General features: G+C 59.6%; 13 protein-coding genes and 1 tRNA gene. 12 read left to right on the forward strand and 2 right to left on the reverse strand.

The genetic code is table 11. The features are described 5' to 3' along the window. The first annotated feature begins 145 nt into the window (after window positions 1–145). The 4 genes from ACH2EH_RS07690 (at window position 146) to glgP (ending at window position 4,396) form a co-directional block, all read left to right on the forward strand. Window positions 146–541, forward strand: a complete 396-nt coding sequence (locus tag ACH2EH_RS07690; protein ID WP_395140469.1) for a YraN family protein — start codon at window positions 146–148, stop codon at window positions 539–541. Window positions 542–608: 67 nt separating this feature from the next. Next, window positions 609–680: transfer RNA gene (locus ACH2EH_RS07695), tRNA-Val, on the forward strand. Window positions 681–793: 113 nt separating this feature from the next. Further along, complete coding sequence (locus ACH2EH_RS07700) at window positions 794–1,828, forward strand: fatty acid desaturase (protein ID WP_395140471.1); 1,035 nt, start codon at window positions 794–796, stop codon at window positions 1,826–1,828. A gap of 75 nt (window positions 1,829–1,903) precedes the next feature. Continuing rightward, window positions 1,904–4,396 (forward strand): alpha-glucan family phosphorylase, encoded by a 2,493-nt coding sequence (gene glgP / locus ACH2EH_RS07705; RefSeq protein ID WP_395140473.1) that lies wholly within the window; start codon window positions 1,904–1,906, stop codon window positions 4,394–4,396. Here the strand turns inward: glgP and ACH2EH_RS07710 are convergent. Beyond that, entirely contained in the window at window positions 4,380–4,697 is a 318-nt protein-coding gene (locus tag ACH2EH_RS07710) for a hypothetical protein (RefSeq protein ID WP_395140475.1), read from the reverse strand. The genes glgP and ACH2EH_RS07710 overlap by 17 nt on opposite strands. Before the next feature lie 86 nt (window positions 4,698–4,783). Between ACH2EH_RS07710 and ACH2EH_RS07715 the strand changes: the two genes are divergently transcribed. From ACH2EH_RS07715 to ACH2EH_RS07740, 6 genes are all read left to right on the forward strand, one after another. Then, window positions 4,784–5,800 carry an NAD(P)H-dependent glycerol-3-phosphate dehydrogenase gene (locus ACH2EH_RS07715; protein WP_395140477.1) on the forward strand — a complete coding sequence of 339 codons (1,017 nt, stop codon included), beginning with the start codon at window positions 4,784–4,786 and terminating at the stop codon, window positions 5,798–5,800. Between the two features lie 202 nt (window positions 5,801–6,002). Then, the gene (gene ppk1, locus ACH2EH_RS07720; protein WP_395140478.1) at window positions 6,003–8,087 is read left to right on the forward strand and encodes a polyphosphate kinase 1; all 2,085 of its coding nucleotides are present in this window, start codon (window positions 6,003–6,005) and stop codon (window positions 8,085–8,087) included. A 58-nt stretch (window positions 8,088–8,145) separates the two neighbouring features. Further along, window positions 8,146–9,063 (forward strand): hypothetical protein, encoded by a 918-nt coding sequence (locus ACH2EH_RS07725; RefSeq protein ID WP_395140480.1) that lies wholly within the window; start codon window positions 8,146–8,148, stop codon window positions 9,061–9,063. A gap of 6 nt (window positions 9,064–9,069) precedes the next feature. Next, window positions 9,070–10,326 (forward strand): hypothetical protein, encoded by a 1,257-nt coding sequence (locus tag ACH2EH_RS07730; RefSeq protein ID WP_395140482.1) that lies wholly within the window; start codon window positions 9,070–9,072, stop codon window positions 10,324–10,326. Window positions 10,327–10,404: 78 nt separating this feature from the next. Further along, the gene (locus ACH2EH_RS07735; RefSeq protein WP_395140484.1) at window positions 10,405–11,073 is read left to right on the forward strand and encodes a PEP-CTERM sorting domain-containing protein; all 669 of its coding nucleotides are present in this window, start codon (window positions 10,405–10,407) and stop codon (window positions 11,071–11,073) included. Between the two features lie 106 nt (window positions 11,074–11,179). Further along, window positions 11,180–11,911: a PEP-CTERM sorting domain-containing protein gene (locus ACH2EH_RS07740; protein WP_395140486.1), complete on the forward strand. Its 732-nt coding sequence runs from the start codon at window positions 11,180–11,182 to the stop codon at window positions 11,909–11,911. Here the strand turns inward: ACH2EH_RS07740 and ACH2EH_RS07745 are convergent. After that, entirely contained in the window at window positions 11,908–12,654 is a 747-nt protein-coding gene (locus ACH2EH_RS07745) for a VanW family protein (RefSeq protein ID WP_395140488.1), read from the reverse strand. The genes ACH2EH_RS07740 and ACH2EH_RS07745 overlap by 4 nt on opposite strands. A 45-nt stretch (window positions 12,655–12,699) precedes the next feature. On the opposite strand from ACH2EH_RS07745, the gene ACH2EH_RS07750 reads away from it, so the two are divergent. Next, a complete protein-coding gene (locus ACH2EH_RS07750) occupies window positions 12,700–13,518 on the forward strand; it encodes a hypothetical protein (RefSeq protein WP_395140490.1) in 819 nt (272 codons plus the stop codon). Window positions 13,519–13,562: 44 nt separating this feature from the next. After that, window positions 13,563–15,988 (forward strand): bifunctional YncE family protein/alkaline phosphatase family protein (locus tag ACH2EH_RS07755; RefSeq protein ID WP_395140492.1); only part of this gene is annotated, 2,426 nt, incomplete at its 3' end.

Below are 15,988 nucleotides of genomic sequence, written 5' to 3' on the forward strand. Positions count from 1 at the left end.
ATACTGTCGAGCTCAGGCGCATCCCCTTTAACGGTGCGGCCCCAACAATCATGGCTGCCAACCTCCCCGTCACCACCCATTTCAACATCTCTCCAGACCGAAAACACATCCTCATACGCGCGGATCAACTCTACGTGGTGTCGTTATGAGCAGCACCCGCGCCGTGGGCACGCTGGGAGAAGAGGCGGCAATCGCCTACTTAGAGCGCCGTGGGCTGCGGCTCATAGATAAGAATGTCCAGTTTGGGCCAAAATCAGGCATCAAGGGCGAGCTGGACATTATCGCCTGGGACGGGGAGACGCTGGCCTTTATCGAAGTCAAGACTCGGCGAGGGCGACCGGGCCGGGTGGCTCCCTCGGAAAATATCACGCAGGCCAAGCGCCGCCAGCTCGCACGGCTTGCCAACACCTACGCCGCCCGCCACGGCTTGCTCGACGAAGACATCTCCCTGCGCTTCGATGTGGTCAGTGTGTTTCTCGGCGATGAGGATGTTGTGCTCGCTGTGCATCACACCAGAGGCGCATTTCTGGCGGGGGACTGATCCAAGGCGACATTTTTAATTTGCGTCTTGACGAACGCATATGGGCGCGATAGAATACCTCCCGCACGGACGGTTGGCGCAGCGGTAGCGCGTCTCCCTGACACGGAGAAGGTCACAGGTTCGATCCCTGTACCGTCCATCCTTATAACTACCATCAATAATTTTAACAGCATGGGACGAAGGTCCTATGCTGTTGTTTATTTTTTATGGCATAATAAGGACAGTCTACACCCTCACTAGAGGTCTGCTCTTTTGTCACTATCACCTACCATCAATAAATCGAAACGTCCGCCTCTCCCTGCCTGGTACCGCAGTCTTTCTGAGTATGAAAAACCGAGCACTTACCGCGCTGTCCGTCAGCTTCTCAACACGCTGATTCCCTACGCAGGGCTCTGGGCGGTAATGGGCTGGATGCTCACTCATGGGATCTCCTATGGCTTTGTCTTCCCCATTGCACTGCTGGCAGGCTGCCTGCTGATCCGCGTTTTTATCTTCTTCCACGACTGCGGCCACGAGTCGTTCTTTGCGTCGGCGAAGGCCAATAAGTTCTTTGGCTACCTGACCGGGATGCTCGTCTTCACTGCCTTTGAGGACTGGCGACGGCCCCATGCACGTCACCATGCGACAGCGGGTGACCAGGACCGGCGCGGTGTGGGTGATGTGTGGACCATGACAGTGGACGAGTTCAAGGCGACCACGCCCTTCAACCGTTTCCTCTACCAGGTCTACCGGACGCCGATCTTCATGTTCACCTTTGGCCCGGCGTTTATGTTTCTGATTGGCAACCGCTTCCCCCACCGGGGCGTGACCAAGCGCGAGCAGCTCAGCACGCTCTACACCAACATGGGCCTTGTCGTGATCGCGACACTCTTAAGCCTGGCGATGGGTTTTCAGAACTACCTGATGATCCAGCTCCCCGTGATGATCACCGCCGCGACCATTGGCGTGTGGATGTTCTATGTCCAGCATCAATTCGAGGGGACATCGTGGGCCCACCATGATGAGTGGAACCCGATCCAGGCAGCGCTCCAGGGCAGCTCCTACTACAAGCTCCCCAAGCTTGTGCAGTGGTTCACCGGCAATATCGGTCTGCATCATATCCACCACCTGCGCCCCCGTATCCCCAACTACAACCTCCAGCGCTGCTACGATGAAGTCCCGGCGATGCAAAGTGTCAAGCCGCTGACATTTTTACACAGCCTCAAGTCGCTGAACATGCACCTCTGGGACGAAGAAAACCAGAAACTCATCAGCTTCTATGAGTACCACCGCCGCGCAAAAAAATAATACAGGTATACTGGTGCCGACCCGACGATGTGTCCGATACTTTAACCTGAATCGCGACATCGAAAGGACTTACCTGTGCCTCGAACACTTCATACCTACACCGTCACTCCCCGGCTCCCGGAGCGCCTCACGCCTCTACGGGAGCTTGCCCACAACCTGCGCTGGGCCTGGCACCCCGACACACGTGCTCTCTTTATCGCGTTGGGTGGTGAGGCGCTCTGGAAGGCGTGTGACCACAACCCCGTCAAGCTGATCGGGCGGGTGCCGCAGTCCCAATACGATACTCTGGCCCAGAGCCCCGCGTTTCTAGCGCAGTTGGATGCGGTCTGGGCAGACTTCAGCGCCTATAAAAACGCCCCCGCCGACCCGCGCTGGCAAGGCCTAGGAACCGTCGCTTATTTCTCCGCCGAGTTTGGCCTTACCGAGAGCCTACCGATCTACTCCGGTGGCCTCGGGGTGCTGGCAGGCGATCACTTAAAAGCGGCATCGGATATTAACTTACCGCTTGTGGCCGTGGGCTTTCTCTACCAGAACGGCTACTTTCGCCAGAGCCTGAACGCCGATGGCTGGCAAGTGGAGCACTACCCCACCAACGACTTCTACACGCTGCCTATCGAGCCGACAGGCAAGAAGATCCAGGTCGGCTTTCCGGGCCGGACGGTGCATGTCGCGATCTGGAAGGCGCAAGTGGGCCGCATCCCGCTCTATCTGCTGGATACCAATCTCCCCGAGAACGCCGAGGCGGATCGCCATATCGCTGGCAACCTCTACGGCGGCGATCAAGAGACACGTATTCAGCAGGAGCTTGTACTCGGGGTCGGGGGGATCCAGGCGCTGACGGCGCTGGGCATCACCCCAAATGTCTGCCACATGAACGAGGGGCACTCCGCCTTTCTCTCGCTGGAGCGTGCACGCCAGCTCCAGGAAAAAACGGGGCTGAACTTTGCCGAAGCGACCAACGCCACGGCGGCGGCGCATCTCTTCACGACACACACACCCGTTCCTGCGGGCTTCGATATTTTCTCAAGTGAGCTGCTTTGGAAGTACTTTGGGGAGTTTGCCCCGAAGCTGGGCATCTCTTTTGACGAGCTACTCGACCGGGGCCGCGCACCGCTGATGGAGCCGGGCAAGTTCAACATGGCCGTGCTCGCCTTTCGCCATGCCCGCTACATCAACGGCGTCTCGAAGCTCCACGGGCATGTCTCCCGCGAGATGGCGCACCCGGTCTGGCAGGAGTTTCCGCTGGACGAAGTGCCTATTGGGAGCGTCACCAACGGAATTCATACCCCGAGTTTTCTCTCACGTCAGATGGGCGAGCTTCTGGAGGCACATCACAACGATCCGATGCTGCTCCCGAGCGAGGCGCTGTGGAACATTAAAAACGAGCGGCGTGAGACACTGGTCCAGTGGGCACGTACCTACCAGCGCACACGTGCCGAGCAGCGCGGGGCGTCTGACAGTGAAGTGGATGAGGCCGATCATATTCTCAATCCCACTACGCTCACGGTCGGCTTTGCGCGCCGTTTTGCCACCTACAAGCGCGGCGACTTGCTCCTGCGGGAGATAGAGCGTGTGAAGCGCCTGCTCAATCATGCGGATCGCCCGGTTCAGTTTGTGTTCGCGGGTAAGGCGCACCCGCGCGATGATGGCGGCAAGGAGCTCATTCGCCGGATTGTCCAGTTCAGCCGCGACCCCGCGGTAAAGGGCAAGATCGTCTTCCTGGAAGACTACGACATGGCGATGGCCCGGCGGCTGGTGCAGGGTGTGGATGTCTGGCTCAACAACCCCCGCCGTCCCTACGAGGCATCGGGAACCAGCGGCATGAAGGTCGTGATGAACGGCGGCCTGAACTGCTCGGTTCTCGATGGGTGGTGGGCCGAAGCCTACGCCGACCACGGTGCGAGTGTCGGCTGGGCGATCGGCCAGGGCGAGGACTACGATGATCTGGGCTACCAGGATCATGTCGAGGCGCAGGCGATCTACCACCTGCTGGAGAACGAGATCGCGCCGCTCTTCTACACCCGCGATGCGCAAGGGATTCCGCAGGGCTGGGTCGCCAAGATGAAACAGTCCATGCAGAAGCTCGGCCCCACCTACGACACCCGCCGCATGGTGACCGAGTACGCGCAGACCTACTACCTCCCTGCCGCCAAGCGCGCCGCCCACCTCGCGGAGAATGACTTCGCCCTCACCCGTGAGCTGGTGGCCTGGAAAGAGAAAGTGCGCCAGCAGTGGCCACAGGTTCGCCTGGAAGCCGTCACGGCGGAGTCCGATCACCTAGAGGCGGGGCAACAAGCCCTGGTGCGTGCCGCGCTTTGGCTGGGCGAGACGCTCCAGCCAAGCGATGTGCGGGTGGAGCTCTACACGGGGCCAGTGGACACCGATCGCAACTTCCTGAACGCTGCGGGATACCCCCTCACCTGCTCGGGTCGCGATGGTGGCGCTTGGGTCTACATGGGACACCTGCCCACGGAGCACTCCGGCCAGCAAGGCTACTCCGTGCGAGTGCTTCCCTCCCACCCTGAGGCTATCTTGCCCCAGGAACTGGCTCTCATCGCCTGGGAGTAGGCGAAGAAGAGGGCGTCTGAACAAACCGCTGGATCGCGGAGATCATCGGCTTCAGGGGATCAAAGTAGCCCAGGCCATTGAGTGCCCACCCGATCAGCCAGAGAAGCACCGCCAGCCCAACCGTCGCTCCCAGTGCAGTCGCAACTCCGGTCATGAAGCTACGAGTCAGTAGCAGGCCGGTGTTGGGATATGCACGTTCAAGTGAGGCACAGAGCCGGTTCATGGCCACTTCGCTCGGCGCAATGTCTGCCAGTGGCGGGACGCCCTGCTCCTGTATATCCTCTCCCCGCGTTGCATCCATGGCTTCCCATATGGCCTTCACTGCTTCCCCGTTCCCTACAATATAGAGACTCCTCTTCGCTTTACGGAGTGCGGTACACTCTTTGCGTGAATTTTGAGCATTCGAAATTATCCGAGGTATCAGAAGTGGCTGTACTCGGGGCGGGTTCGTGGGGAACCGCCCTGGCGCTCTTGCTGGCGGAGAACGGGGGAGTGGTGCGACTCTGGGATCGTACGCCCGGCCAGATCGCGGCGTTGCTTGCGACACGTGAGAACAAGCGCTATCTTCCGGGGCATCTCTTGCCAGCAAATCTACACCCAACAGTGTGCTTAAGTGAAGCGCTTACCGGAGCAACTTTTGTGGTCGTCGCCGTGCCCTCAGCGGCTGTGGATGACGTGCTAGGGCGGGCAACTTTAGCCCTCGGTGCCGATATTATTCTCGCCTCCAAAGGGATAGACCCCGAGACACTAGAGCTTCCCGCCGATGTGGCGCTGCGCTGCGCTCCGGGCCATCCCGTGGTCGCGCTCTCCGGGCCGAACCTCGCGCGGGAAGTGGCTGCCGGGGTGCCCACCGCCGCTGTGGCGGCCAGCGACGATGCCGAGGCGGCGCGGCGCATCGCGGAGCGCTTTAACCGTGCGACCTTTCGTACCTATGTCAGCGACGACACAACGGGCGTCGAAGTGGGCGGGGCGGTGAAGAACGTCCTGGCTATCGCGGGGGGTATCGCGGATGGGCTGGGCTACGGAGATAATACCAAAGCCGCTCTCATGACCCGTGGTCTCAGTGAGATGGCGCGCCTGGGAATGGCGCTGGGGGGCAAGCGAGAGACATTCTATGGGCTAGCAGGGGTCGGGGATCTCATGGCCACGGCAGCGTCGCGGCTCTCGCGCAACTGGCGCGTGGGCTATGGCCTAGGCCAGGGTAAGTGTTTAGAGGAAATTCTTGCGGAGCTGGGCCAAGTCGCGGAGGGCGTCCCGACCGCGCAAGCCGTGGAAAAACTCGCCGTCCGCCACGATCTTTTTCTCCCGGTCTGCATCACGGTTGCCGAGCTGCTCGACGGTCGCCTCACGCCCCGCGAAGGAGTCGCCCGCCTCACAGAGAACCGCGCCGCCAAAACGGAATAGCCACTGCGAGGGATTGAAATCCCTCGCTAAAAACGCCTTCGGCGCGTCCTCCGGACGGAAAACAGAAGACAAAACGAACGAATTCGGAAGGCAAACCCATTTTCTTGTCCAAAGAACCTCTTATCTTGTCCGGAGGACATCGGCGGAGCCGACCCGCAGCGAGGGATTTTAATCCCTCGGCGGTGCGGTAAACTAGCGAGATATGTCTGCGGATACGGAAGCAACTGAAACAACTAGGCTTGCGCCAGAGCGCATGCCCTACATCAACCGGGAGCTCTCCTGGCTTGCCTTTAACGCGCGCGTGCTGGAGGAGGCTTGGGATGAGACCAATCCCCTGCTAGAGCGCGTGAAGTTTCTCTCGATTTTTGGCAACAACCTCGATGAATTCTTTATGATTCGTGTCTCTGGACTCCAGGCCCAGCGCACGGCAGGCATCGCGGATATCGTCGCCGATGGACTGACACCGATAGAGGCGCTGGATCAAATCGCCATCGAAGTGGCGAGGCTCTCCGCACTCGCGCAGGACTGCTGGAAAGAGCTGCGACGCCTGCTCAAGCGCCAGCGCATTGAAGTCGTGGGCTACGAGGAGCTGAGCGAGACCGAAAAAACCTACCTGGCTCGCTTCTTTGAGGATGAGGTTTTCCCGACACTCACGCCGCTTGCCGTTGATCATGGGCACCCGTTCCCGCACATCTCCAATCTATCTCTCAACCTTGCCATCGTGGTCAATGACCCCCAGCGGGGCCAGCGCTTCGCCCGAATGAAGATCCCCGCGACATTCCCACGCCTTGTGCCCACGGGCCAAACGACGCGCTTTGTCTGGATTGAGGAGGTCATCGCGCATCACGTCGGAACACTCTTTCCCGGACTAGAGGCCGTGGCAGTCTATCCGTTTCGGGTCACCCGCGATGCCGATATCGAGATACAAGAAGACGAAACCGAGGACTTACTGCGCGCCATCGAGGCCGATATCAACAAGCGCCACTTTGGCTTTGTCACACGCCTGGAAGTGACGGAGGCGATGCCGGAGTACATTCGCACGCTACTTATCGGCGGGCTGGAGATGGACCCACGTAACCTCGTGGCGACGGGTGCAAGCCTGGGCGGCGAGCTGGGGTACTCGTCGCTGATGGAGCTGATGAAAGTGGATCGCCCGGATATCAAAGACAAACCCCACGTCCCCCGGCTGCCCGCAGCGCTCTCCAGCGGCCAGGAAATCTTTGGCGCGATCTCCGCAGGGGATATTCTCCTGCACCATCCCTACGACTCTTTTGCCCCCGTTCTCGCGTTGGTTGAGGCCGCCGCGCGAGACCCCCATGTGCTGGCAATCAAGCAAACTCTCTACCGCGTGGGTGCGAACTCGCCGCTGATCCCCGCGCTCATCGCCTCCCGTGATGTGGACACACAGGTGGCGGTTCTGGTGGAGCTTAAGGCGCGTTTCGATGAGCAAAATAATATCGCCTGGGCGCGGCAGTTAGAGCAAGCGGGCGTTCACGTGGTCTACGGGCTTATCGGGCTCAAGACACACTCCAAGTGTCTGCTGATCGTCCGCAAAGAAGCAAGCGGGATCAAGCGCTATGTCCACTTTGGAACGGGCAACTACAACGCCACGACGGCGCGTTTCTACACCGACCTAGGACTCCTCACCTGTGACCCGGAGCTCGGAGCGGATGTCACGGATCTCTTCAACTATCTTACGGGCTACTCGCGGCAGACCAAGTTTCGCAAGCTCTTGGTCGCGCCGATCAACCTTCGGCAAGAGATCGCACGGCGTATTCAGCGGGAGACGGAGCACGCAAGAGCGGGCCGTCCCGCGCATTTGATCTTCCAGATGAACGCGCTGGTAGACCCGGAGATCATCGCGCTTCTCTACGATGCCTCTCGTGCGGGAGTCAAAATCGAGCTGATTATTCGGGGCATCTGTTGCCTGCTGCCCGGCCTGCCGGGCTGGTCGGAGAATATCCGTGTGATCTCTATCGTGGGCCGTTTTTTAGAGCACGCGCGTATTTTCTACTTCGAAAACGGCGGCAGTGGCAGCTCGGAGCTCTACGCGGGAAGTGCGGATCTGATGCAGCGCAACTTAGATCGCCGCGTGGAGGTTGTCTTTCCCATTGAGAATCCGAAGATCAAGGCGCATGTGGTCAAGAAGATTCTGGCCACGCTACTCGCCGACAATGTTCAGACACGCGAGCTCAAGTCCGACGGCAGCTACGAGCGCCTGAGGCCACAAGATAGAAAGCGCCGCGATGCCCAGATACTCTTCCAGCGCACCGGCCAGCGCCGCTGATGCAAACGCACAAACATATGGTCACGTTTTAGCAAGAAATGCCGTACAATAGAGTGAGATGACACCGCCACGCTACCATCTGATTGATCTTTCCGGGCCGAATCCGAGCGCGAAGTTCGGTCTGCGCTCGCGTCTGGCAATCAACGATGCGGGGGCAATTGCCGGGGCGTGCGATGACCGTGCGGCGCTCTGGGAGCGCGGCAAGGTTCACTTCCTCGCGGGACCGGGTACCTACGCCTGGGGCATCAACCCCAAGGGTGAAGTCGCTATCGAGGACGGTAAGTCCGGGCTCTTCTGGCGCAAGGGCCAGCTCGAAGCTCTCCCGATCCAGACCCAACCCGGCGAGCGCGTGGTTCCCCGTGATATCGCCGAGGGCCGCACCGTGGTGGGCACGACCCAGAGCAAGGGGCTCCCGCTCGGGCAGGCGTGGGTGCTGAAGGGCACGATTTTCCGCTGGCTCGCCGATGCAGCCGAGGCACGTGTGCTCTGCCCCGATGGGCGCGTGGCGGGTTTTGCCCATGTGGCCCACGGGGATGTACCCGTGGTCTGGCAGAGTAACCAGATCGCCTGGCTTCCGCTACCGACGCGCTGTAAAACGGGCCGCGTCACGGCAGTCAATGCCGCGGGCATCCTGGTGGGCAGCGCGATGCTAACCGACGATGACCAGGAAGAGGGCTTTCCAACCCGTGCGCTACGCTGGAGGCCAGGCGCATCCCCAGAGGTTCTCTTCCCTGGTATCGCGACGGCGATCAACGACCGAGGCTGGATCGCAGGCCATCAGACCGACACCTTCGAGGGAGTTGGAGCAGGTGGTGTGCTCTGGATCGAGGGCAAGAAACACGTTGCCGATGATCTGATCGAGAGCCGGGGCCACTGGCATGTCATTGAAGTACACGATCTGAACAACAAGGGCCAGCTCGTGGGGCAGGCGTTCTACCGTGACGAGCTTCGCGCCGTCTTGCTCGATCCCCGCTAACTCTCGATGACGGCACATGCATGGCTTGCCGCCAACCTCCCCGATGCCCGCCCGTTTCCCAAGAGCGACAGTGCCACCAGCGCCTGGCGCACGAACGCACTCTTTATTAAGTTTTTCCCCTACGCCCTCCAAGAGCGTGCCGCCGTGGAGACAGAAATCGCCTCAGCGGGTCTGCATGAGAACATCATCCCTTCGCTCCTGATGTCCGGCGTGGATGATGGCGTGATTCTGATTTACCCGTTCGCCTCTGGTGAGACGCTAGGCAGCGCCGCAGCCCGCGACAAATTCTACGCCCTTCCCGAGTCGGAGCGCCGCGCCGCGCTCCACGTGATCTGTGCCGCACTAGCCACGATTACCTCCGCAGGCTGGACACTTGTGGACTTTTACGAAGGCAACCTGATCTACGACTACGAAAATAAAAAAATCTGGCTCTTCGACTGGGACTTGTGCATCAAGGCCGAGAGCTTCACGCTCGCCACCCACCGCAACTGGGGTTCCTCGCGCCTGATGGCCCCGGAAGAGTTTCAAAAAGGCGCACAAATAGACGGACAAACTAATGTCTTCAATTTAGCGCGCCTCGCCACGCTCGTGCTTGGCGATGATGCCACCGACGCTGAACGCGCTGTGCTTGCCCGTGCCACAAGCCCTGAAAAACCCCGACGCCACGCCTCTGTCGCTGCGTTTGTCGGGGAACAACACGGTACAATAGGGACTATGAGACGCTATACTTTCCTTCTCCCCCTCGCCGCGCTCAGCCTGCTGGGCTGCTCTCCCGAGAAGCCCGCCGAGCCAGAGTCCCCCGCCCCGGTTGCAGCAGCGCACACAGCAGATGATGGTCACAACCATGACGGTGCTGCGCCTCCTGAAGCACCTCGTGCACCAATGGCAGGTGCTCCAACGGCAGGCAACCCGATGGCTGATGCCACCGATCCCTTTGCCCCCCTCTCCAAGACCCCGGAGCTCGACAAAAAGATTGCTGATGCCGAAAAATCTGGTGACAAGACGGCACTCTCCGCTGCGTACTCGAAACGAGGCATGTTCCGCATGCGCGACGACGACAAGGCCGGACAGCGCGTGAAGTACCGTGGTGCCCTCGCCGACTTCCGCAAGGCGCTGAAAACCGATCCCAAGAATGTAGAGGCGCTCGCCGCCAAGAGTGAGATCGAGAGTATCTACACCGGCATGGGCCGCCCCATTCCCTCCGAGGCGGAAGCCGACGAAGTGAGCCGCACCGGCACCTACAAACCCCAGACGGGCAAGTAGGCACTCTGGCACAATTCTTGCGCTACTTGTCCCTGTAATATCAAACCCCACGTGGGGTACAGGGACAGGTAGACTACTTTGAAATCTCTTTTTCGCATCACGATTGCTGGACTCACTCTCGCCACCACTTTTTCGCTCGCACACGCCCAGACCGTCACCTTTGCGAACTTCCAGCAGATCGGCCTGACCAAGCCCTTTGAATTTATCAACAATGGCGTCAACTCAAACTTTACCACCACCACACTTCCGGTGAATTTTCAGTTTCTTATTCCCAACGGCAGTGGCTCGATGAATACCAACATTCCTGCAAACCTGACGATTACCTCGGTGCAAAGCGCCACCGCCACCACCGATGGTTTTAGCGTCACTCAGCGGCTACAAAATGTCCAGATGACCTTTGTGGGAACCGGCGCGATTACGGGAAACTTACTGACAGTGATCAACTCCACAGGTTCGTTAGGGGGAGCAGTAGGCGCTCTCACCGGCACCCTGGCGGAGACAGATAACGGTGCCCAGCAGATCGTCACCTACTCGTCGGCGTATCTTGATTTTTCAGCCACGACACAGCGCAACTACAGTATCACCGTTGACCCAATGGACACTCCTCTAGGCATTACAGCAAGTTACCTGACCGGGTTCCATGCGGATGCGACCGGGCAGTTTGCCGCCAATATTGTCATCCCGGAACCTTCTACTTTGCTTTTATTAGGAATCGGTGCTCTAGGGTTGCTCATTCGGCGGCGCTAGAAAAATTCCTCACTGTCACTATTACTAGTTTTACAGCCAATTCATTCTCTTCCCCGCATTTCTACGGTACAACAGTCCTAGTTAGTGTACTGGGGGGAAGAGAAGAATGAATTTAACAACACGAAATAGAATAACCTACGCTCTGAGCTTGGGAGTCCTAGCCCTGTCAGGCAGCGCTCAGGCACAGATCCCAAGCCTCTTTGCGACCTTTGCTCAGTCCTTTCAGATTCCTGATTTTAAGTTTGACAGCAGTAACAGCGGCGCATCGCTTGGTCTCGCAAGTCCGCTGGCTGTCAATTTTCAGTTTCAGACAGCCAATGGTTTCGGAAGCAGTGTCGGGCAGGGCATCCCCGCTCTGATGACGATGTCCGCTGTCAGCTCTGGTATCGCTTTCACAAGCACAAGCTTTCTCGTACAGCCCCTCAAAGACATTGAGATGCGCTTCACCTCGCTCGGTGCTCCTGCCGACTCCGGGGATCTTCTGCGTGTCTTCCTGACGACGGGAAACTTGCTTGCACAGCCGGGAGGTCAGACTGCCAATGTGAGTGGTACCCAGAGCAGCACGGGCACTTCCATTGTCAATTTTGACTCGGATTACCTAGATTTCTCGCAGCCCTTGGCCACCAAGACATTTTCGGTCTCGTTCACGAGTGTGGAACCACGAATCTCCCAGGACGGCAGTGGCTACCTGGCCGATTTTAATGCCACGGGAACGGGTAACTTCAGCTCCGCACCGGCTCCTCCCCCTCGGAACCGGATCCCGGAGCCGGGCACGCTAGTGCTCGCGGTGCTCGGGGGGCTGGCACTAGCCCGGCGTCGCAAGAGCGTCTCGGCTTAGTCGGGGAGCACTTCGTCCAGAGTGGCGTAAGTAGTGTCGGAGAGGCGCTCGCGGTTGCCCCCTATCGTTCTGTAGGTGGCAACCCGGAGCCCCGGCATTCCCGCACTGCTCCGCCTACGCCCCGCCACGCTCCGCCGCCCGGGCTCCTGTACGGAGAGCACATGGGTCTCTAGCGCCACGGTCTGCAAGAGCTGTCGCTCGCCCATCACCTCGACACTCAGCCGCTCACCCACCACTTTTGCCCGCAAGCGCACCGGAAACGGGTGCGGGTTGCGCAGCCGTAGATCCACCCCCGGCCAGGCCACGGCGGCATCACGGCCTGGCGGGACGTACTTTGGGGCGATGGTGTGCGGGTGCCGCTCCACCACACTAAGCCCTGCCAGAAGCGCCGCATTGTAGAGGGTCGTTGACGTCTGGCAGACACCGCCGCCCAGCGCCGAAACCATTGTCCCCTCCACCGAGACAGGAGCCGGGACATACCCCGTGTCGCTGTCTTTATCGCTTACGGAGACGACCGCGTTGTAGGAGAATGTCTTCCCCACAGCAATCACCTGCCCATCGAGCACCCGTGCTGCCAGGGTGGCGTTACGAATCTGCGCCTTCTTACGCCCCTTCAGGCTCGTCGTGTAGCCCGCCAGCCGCTGCTCGCTGACCTGAGGCGTGACGCGCACATTGGCCCAGATCAGCCCCCCGAGGACAACGGAGGCGCTGAGCCAGAGCACAGCGGCGGCGCTTCGGTACATAATATTGAGTATACTAGCCTTTTTCAGGAATGCGTCACGGACTTTATGCAAAAAGAAGGCTTTATCCAATATGTCTCCCGAAGCGAGGTAGAGCAGCTTCGTAGATCGGTTCCTGTATCCCTTGCGTGGGAGCCAGACGGGCTCCCCGCACCGCATCTGGATCGTGTCGAATTTTCCCGTCGCATCATAGAGCTTATTGAGCAAGAGAGCCACCAGCGCCTACTTACCTGGGAGGCACACTTTCCCAGCAATTTCTACTTTGGCTCACCGTCGTTTTTTCCCGTACTGGAGAAGCGCCTCCGCTTTAAAGTGGATGAGAATGCAATCCTTGAAGCAAAAAACGTCGGCGATCTCATCGTCATTCTGGAGAACCAGTACAGCCGGCTTCGTGCGTTGCTCTATGCACGGCACCAGTCACCTGAACAAATATGGCAAGCGCTCACGCAGATTATTCTGGAAATTAACCCTGACAATCACGAAGATCTCACGCCTGAGACGATGCTGCGAAGCTGTATTCCTAGGCGCTCTATCCGTGCCTGGCAACGTGCCATGAACACCCGGCTTCCCATATCATCGCGCTGGACGAACTACTGGGTGAACTACACATTCCTAGGCTTGCCCTGGAAAATTGCCTGGCTCATCTGCTTGGTTCTGGGGCTGATCGCGGCTGTGCTTTGGACACACCTAGGCCATCAAGGAGGCATCCTGATAGCCCCTTATTTTGGTCTTACCGTCGCCATGTTGCTCCACCTGGGTCTGGGCCGCTACTATTGGAACACCCCTAATAAAACTCTCGGTGAGGTTGAAGCAGAGTTAGCAGAAGCACATCAAAAAAGCTGGAGCGAGCTTCACAAGTCTTCATAAACTCTCTCCGTTTTTTGGTATCCTGTTGGCAAGAGGCAACAAGAATGCGAAAACAGGGTGTGGGGCTGGCGCTGGTTATGAGTTTAGGAGCGGTGACGCTGGGGCTGACACAGGGGAGTGTGGAGCAGATTGGCGAGCAGGCCGATGGCTCAACTTTGGTGTCATCGAACCAGCGCGTGACACCGGTGGGCAAACTTCAGACACTGCGGGCATCGCGGCCCAAGGATGTGGCGGTCTCGCTGGACGGCTCGCTCGTGGCGGTGCTGGCGCAAAACCAGGTCGTGATTTACAGCGCAGCGGGTGACGTCATCGCGAACGTGACGGGGATCGAGGCGGGGCCACTGGGCATTGTCTGGGAGCCAAGTGGTCAGGCGCTCTACGCGACACTGGCGGGCGGGAAAGTGGCCCGGATTGTCAAGACCGAGGCGGGCTGGAAGAAAGAAAAAGATCTCACGATTGACTCGGTCGGGGCGCTGGGTGATCCGGATATTGCGGCGGGAACCCAAGGCCGGGGCCGCGCAAGCGGCGACCCACAGCTTACGGGCCTAGCGCTCTCTGCCGATGGCACGCGGCTCTTTGTGGGGATGGGGATTCGCAACGTGGTCGCAGTCGTAAACCTCGCGACAGGGAAGACAGAGCGCACGGTGCTCGTAGACACTGCGCCGTATCATCTGCGCCTCTCGCCCGATGACAAGACACTCGCCGTCTCGTGCCGGGGTGGACGCGTGGCAAATAAAGGTGAGGCGAGCGCGGACTCAGCGGGGACGGCGGTGCGCGTGGACGAAAAAACCGATGCGGCGAAGAGCGGCAGTGTGGCCTTGCTAGATACGGCAAGCCTGACGGTGCGCAAAGTGGAGGTGGGGCGGCAACCCAGTGGCCTTGCGTTCACCAAAGACAGCAAGACGCTCTACGTGGCCAGTAGCGACGACGACACGCTCCAGGTACTCGATGTGGCAGGAGCAAAAGTCACCCGTGCCTTTGTTCTGCGCCCCGAGCAAGACCCCGGCTTTGGACAGATTCCGACCGCAGTCGCCCTCAGCACCGATGAGAAAGTGGCCTATGTGGCCTGCGGCGGAGCCAATGCGATTGCGCATGTCGAAGTTGCCAGCGGCAAGATTCTGGGCTACACGCCCACCGGCTGGTACCCAGTTGCGATTGCGGCCCCCTCCGTCCCCACGAGTGGGGGAACTCTTGTGGTAGTGAGTAGCAAGGGCTTTGGGAGCCGCACACCGCGCACTAGCCCCTCACTTGCCTATGGGGTTCATGGCACCCTCGGGCTGGTGCAGTTTGCCGCGGCGACTCTTGCGGACCCGAAAGTAGTCGCGCAAAACAACCGCTGGGGCATGGCGGAGAAGCCCGCCCGGCGTGGGGTCGCGCCCGTGCCGGTGCCCGAGCGCGTCGGGGAGCCTTCGGTGTTTAAGCACGTGGTCTATATCATCAAAGAAAACCAGACCTACGACTATGTTTTTGGCGACATGAAAGAGGGCAACGGCGAGCCCAAGCTGTGTGTGTTCCCCGAGGAAGTGACGCCGAATCACCATGCGCTCGCCCGCCAGTTTGTGCTACTAGACAACACCTACACCAGTGGCACAAACTCCGCAGATGGCCACCAGTGGAGCGTCTCCAGCGTGGGCAATGGCTACATCGAGCAGAACTATGCTGCGCACTCGCGCTCCTATCCCTACGACGGCGGCGACCCGCTGGCCTACTCCCCGACGGGCTTTCTGTGGACGGCGGCACTGGCGAAGAAGAAGTCCGTTCGTGTCTACGGGGAGTTTGTCAACAAGCCCGTTATCACCGACACCGAGACCAATAAAGCGGTGCGCCCAGGCTGGAAGACACTCTGGGACGACTACAAGCAAAACAACGGCAAACGCTACACTATCAAGCCCGGCACCGACAATGCTGCGCTACGCCCTTTGCTCCACCCCACCTACATCGGCTTCCCCTCCACGGTTTCGGACCAGTGGCGCGCCGATCAGTATATTACGGACATGGATCAGTTCGAGAAAGAGGGCAAGATGCCCGAGCTCTCGATTCTTCTGCTCCCCAATGACCACACCGCAGGCACTCGTGCGGGTGGCCCGACGCCCCGTGCAACCGTCGCTGACAACGACCTCGCACTAGGCCGAATCGTCGAGCGTATCTCGAAATCAAAGTTCTGGAAAGAGACCCTGATCCTCGTCATTGAGGACGACTCCCAGTTTGGAGTAGACCACGTGGACGGCCACCGAACCGTGGCGCTCTGCATCTCGCCCTACACCCGGCGCGGCAGCGTGAACCACACGCTCTTCAACCATACCAGCTTTATCCGAACCATCGGCCTCGCGCTCGGCTTCCCCGCGATGAACCGCTTCGACCGCACCGCAACCACGCTCACGAGCTGCTTCACGAGCACGCCCGATCTTGCTCCGTTCACCTCACTGCTTAATCGCATCCCGCTCGACGAGCTCAATCCCGCCAAGACCGC

Origin of the sequence: Armatimonas sp., assembly GCF_043760365.1 — a bacterium.
GTDB lineage: Bacteria > Armatimonadota > Armatimonadia > Armatimonadales > Armatimonadaceae > Armatimonas.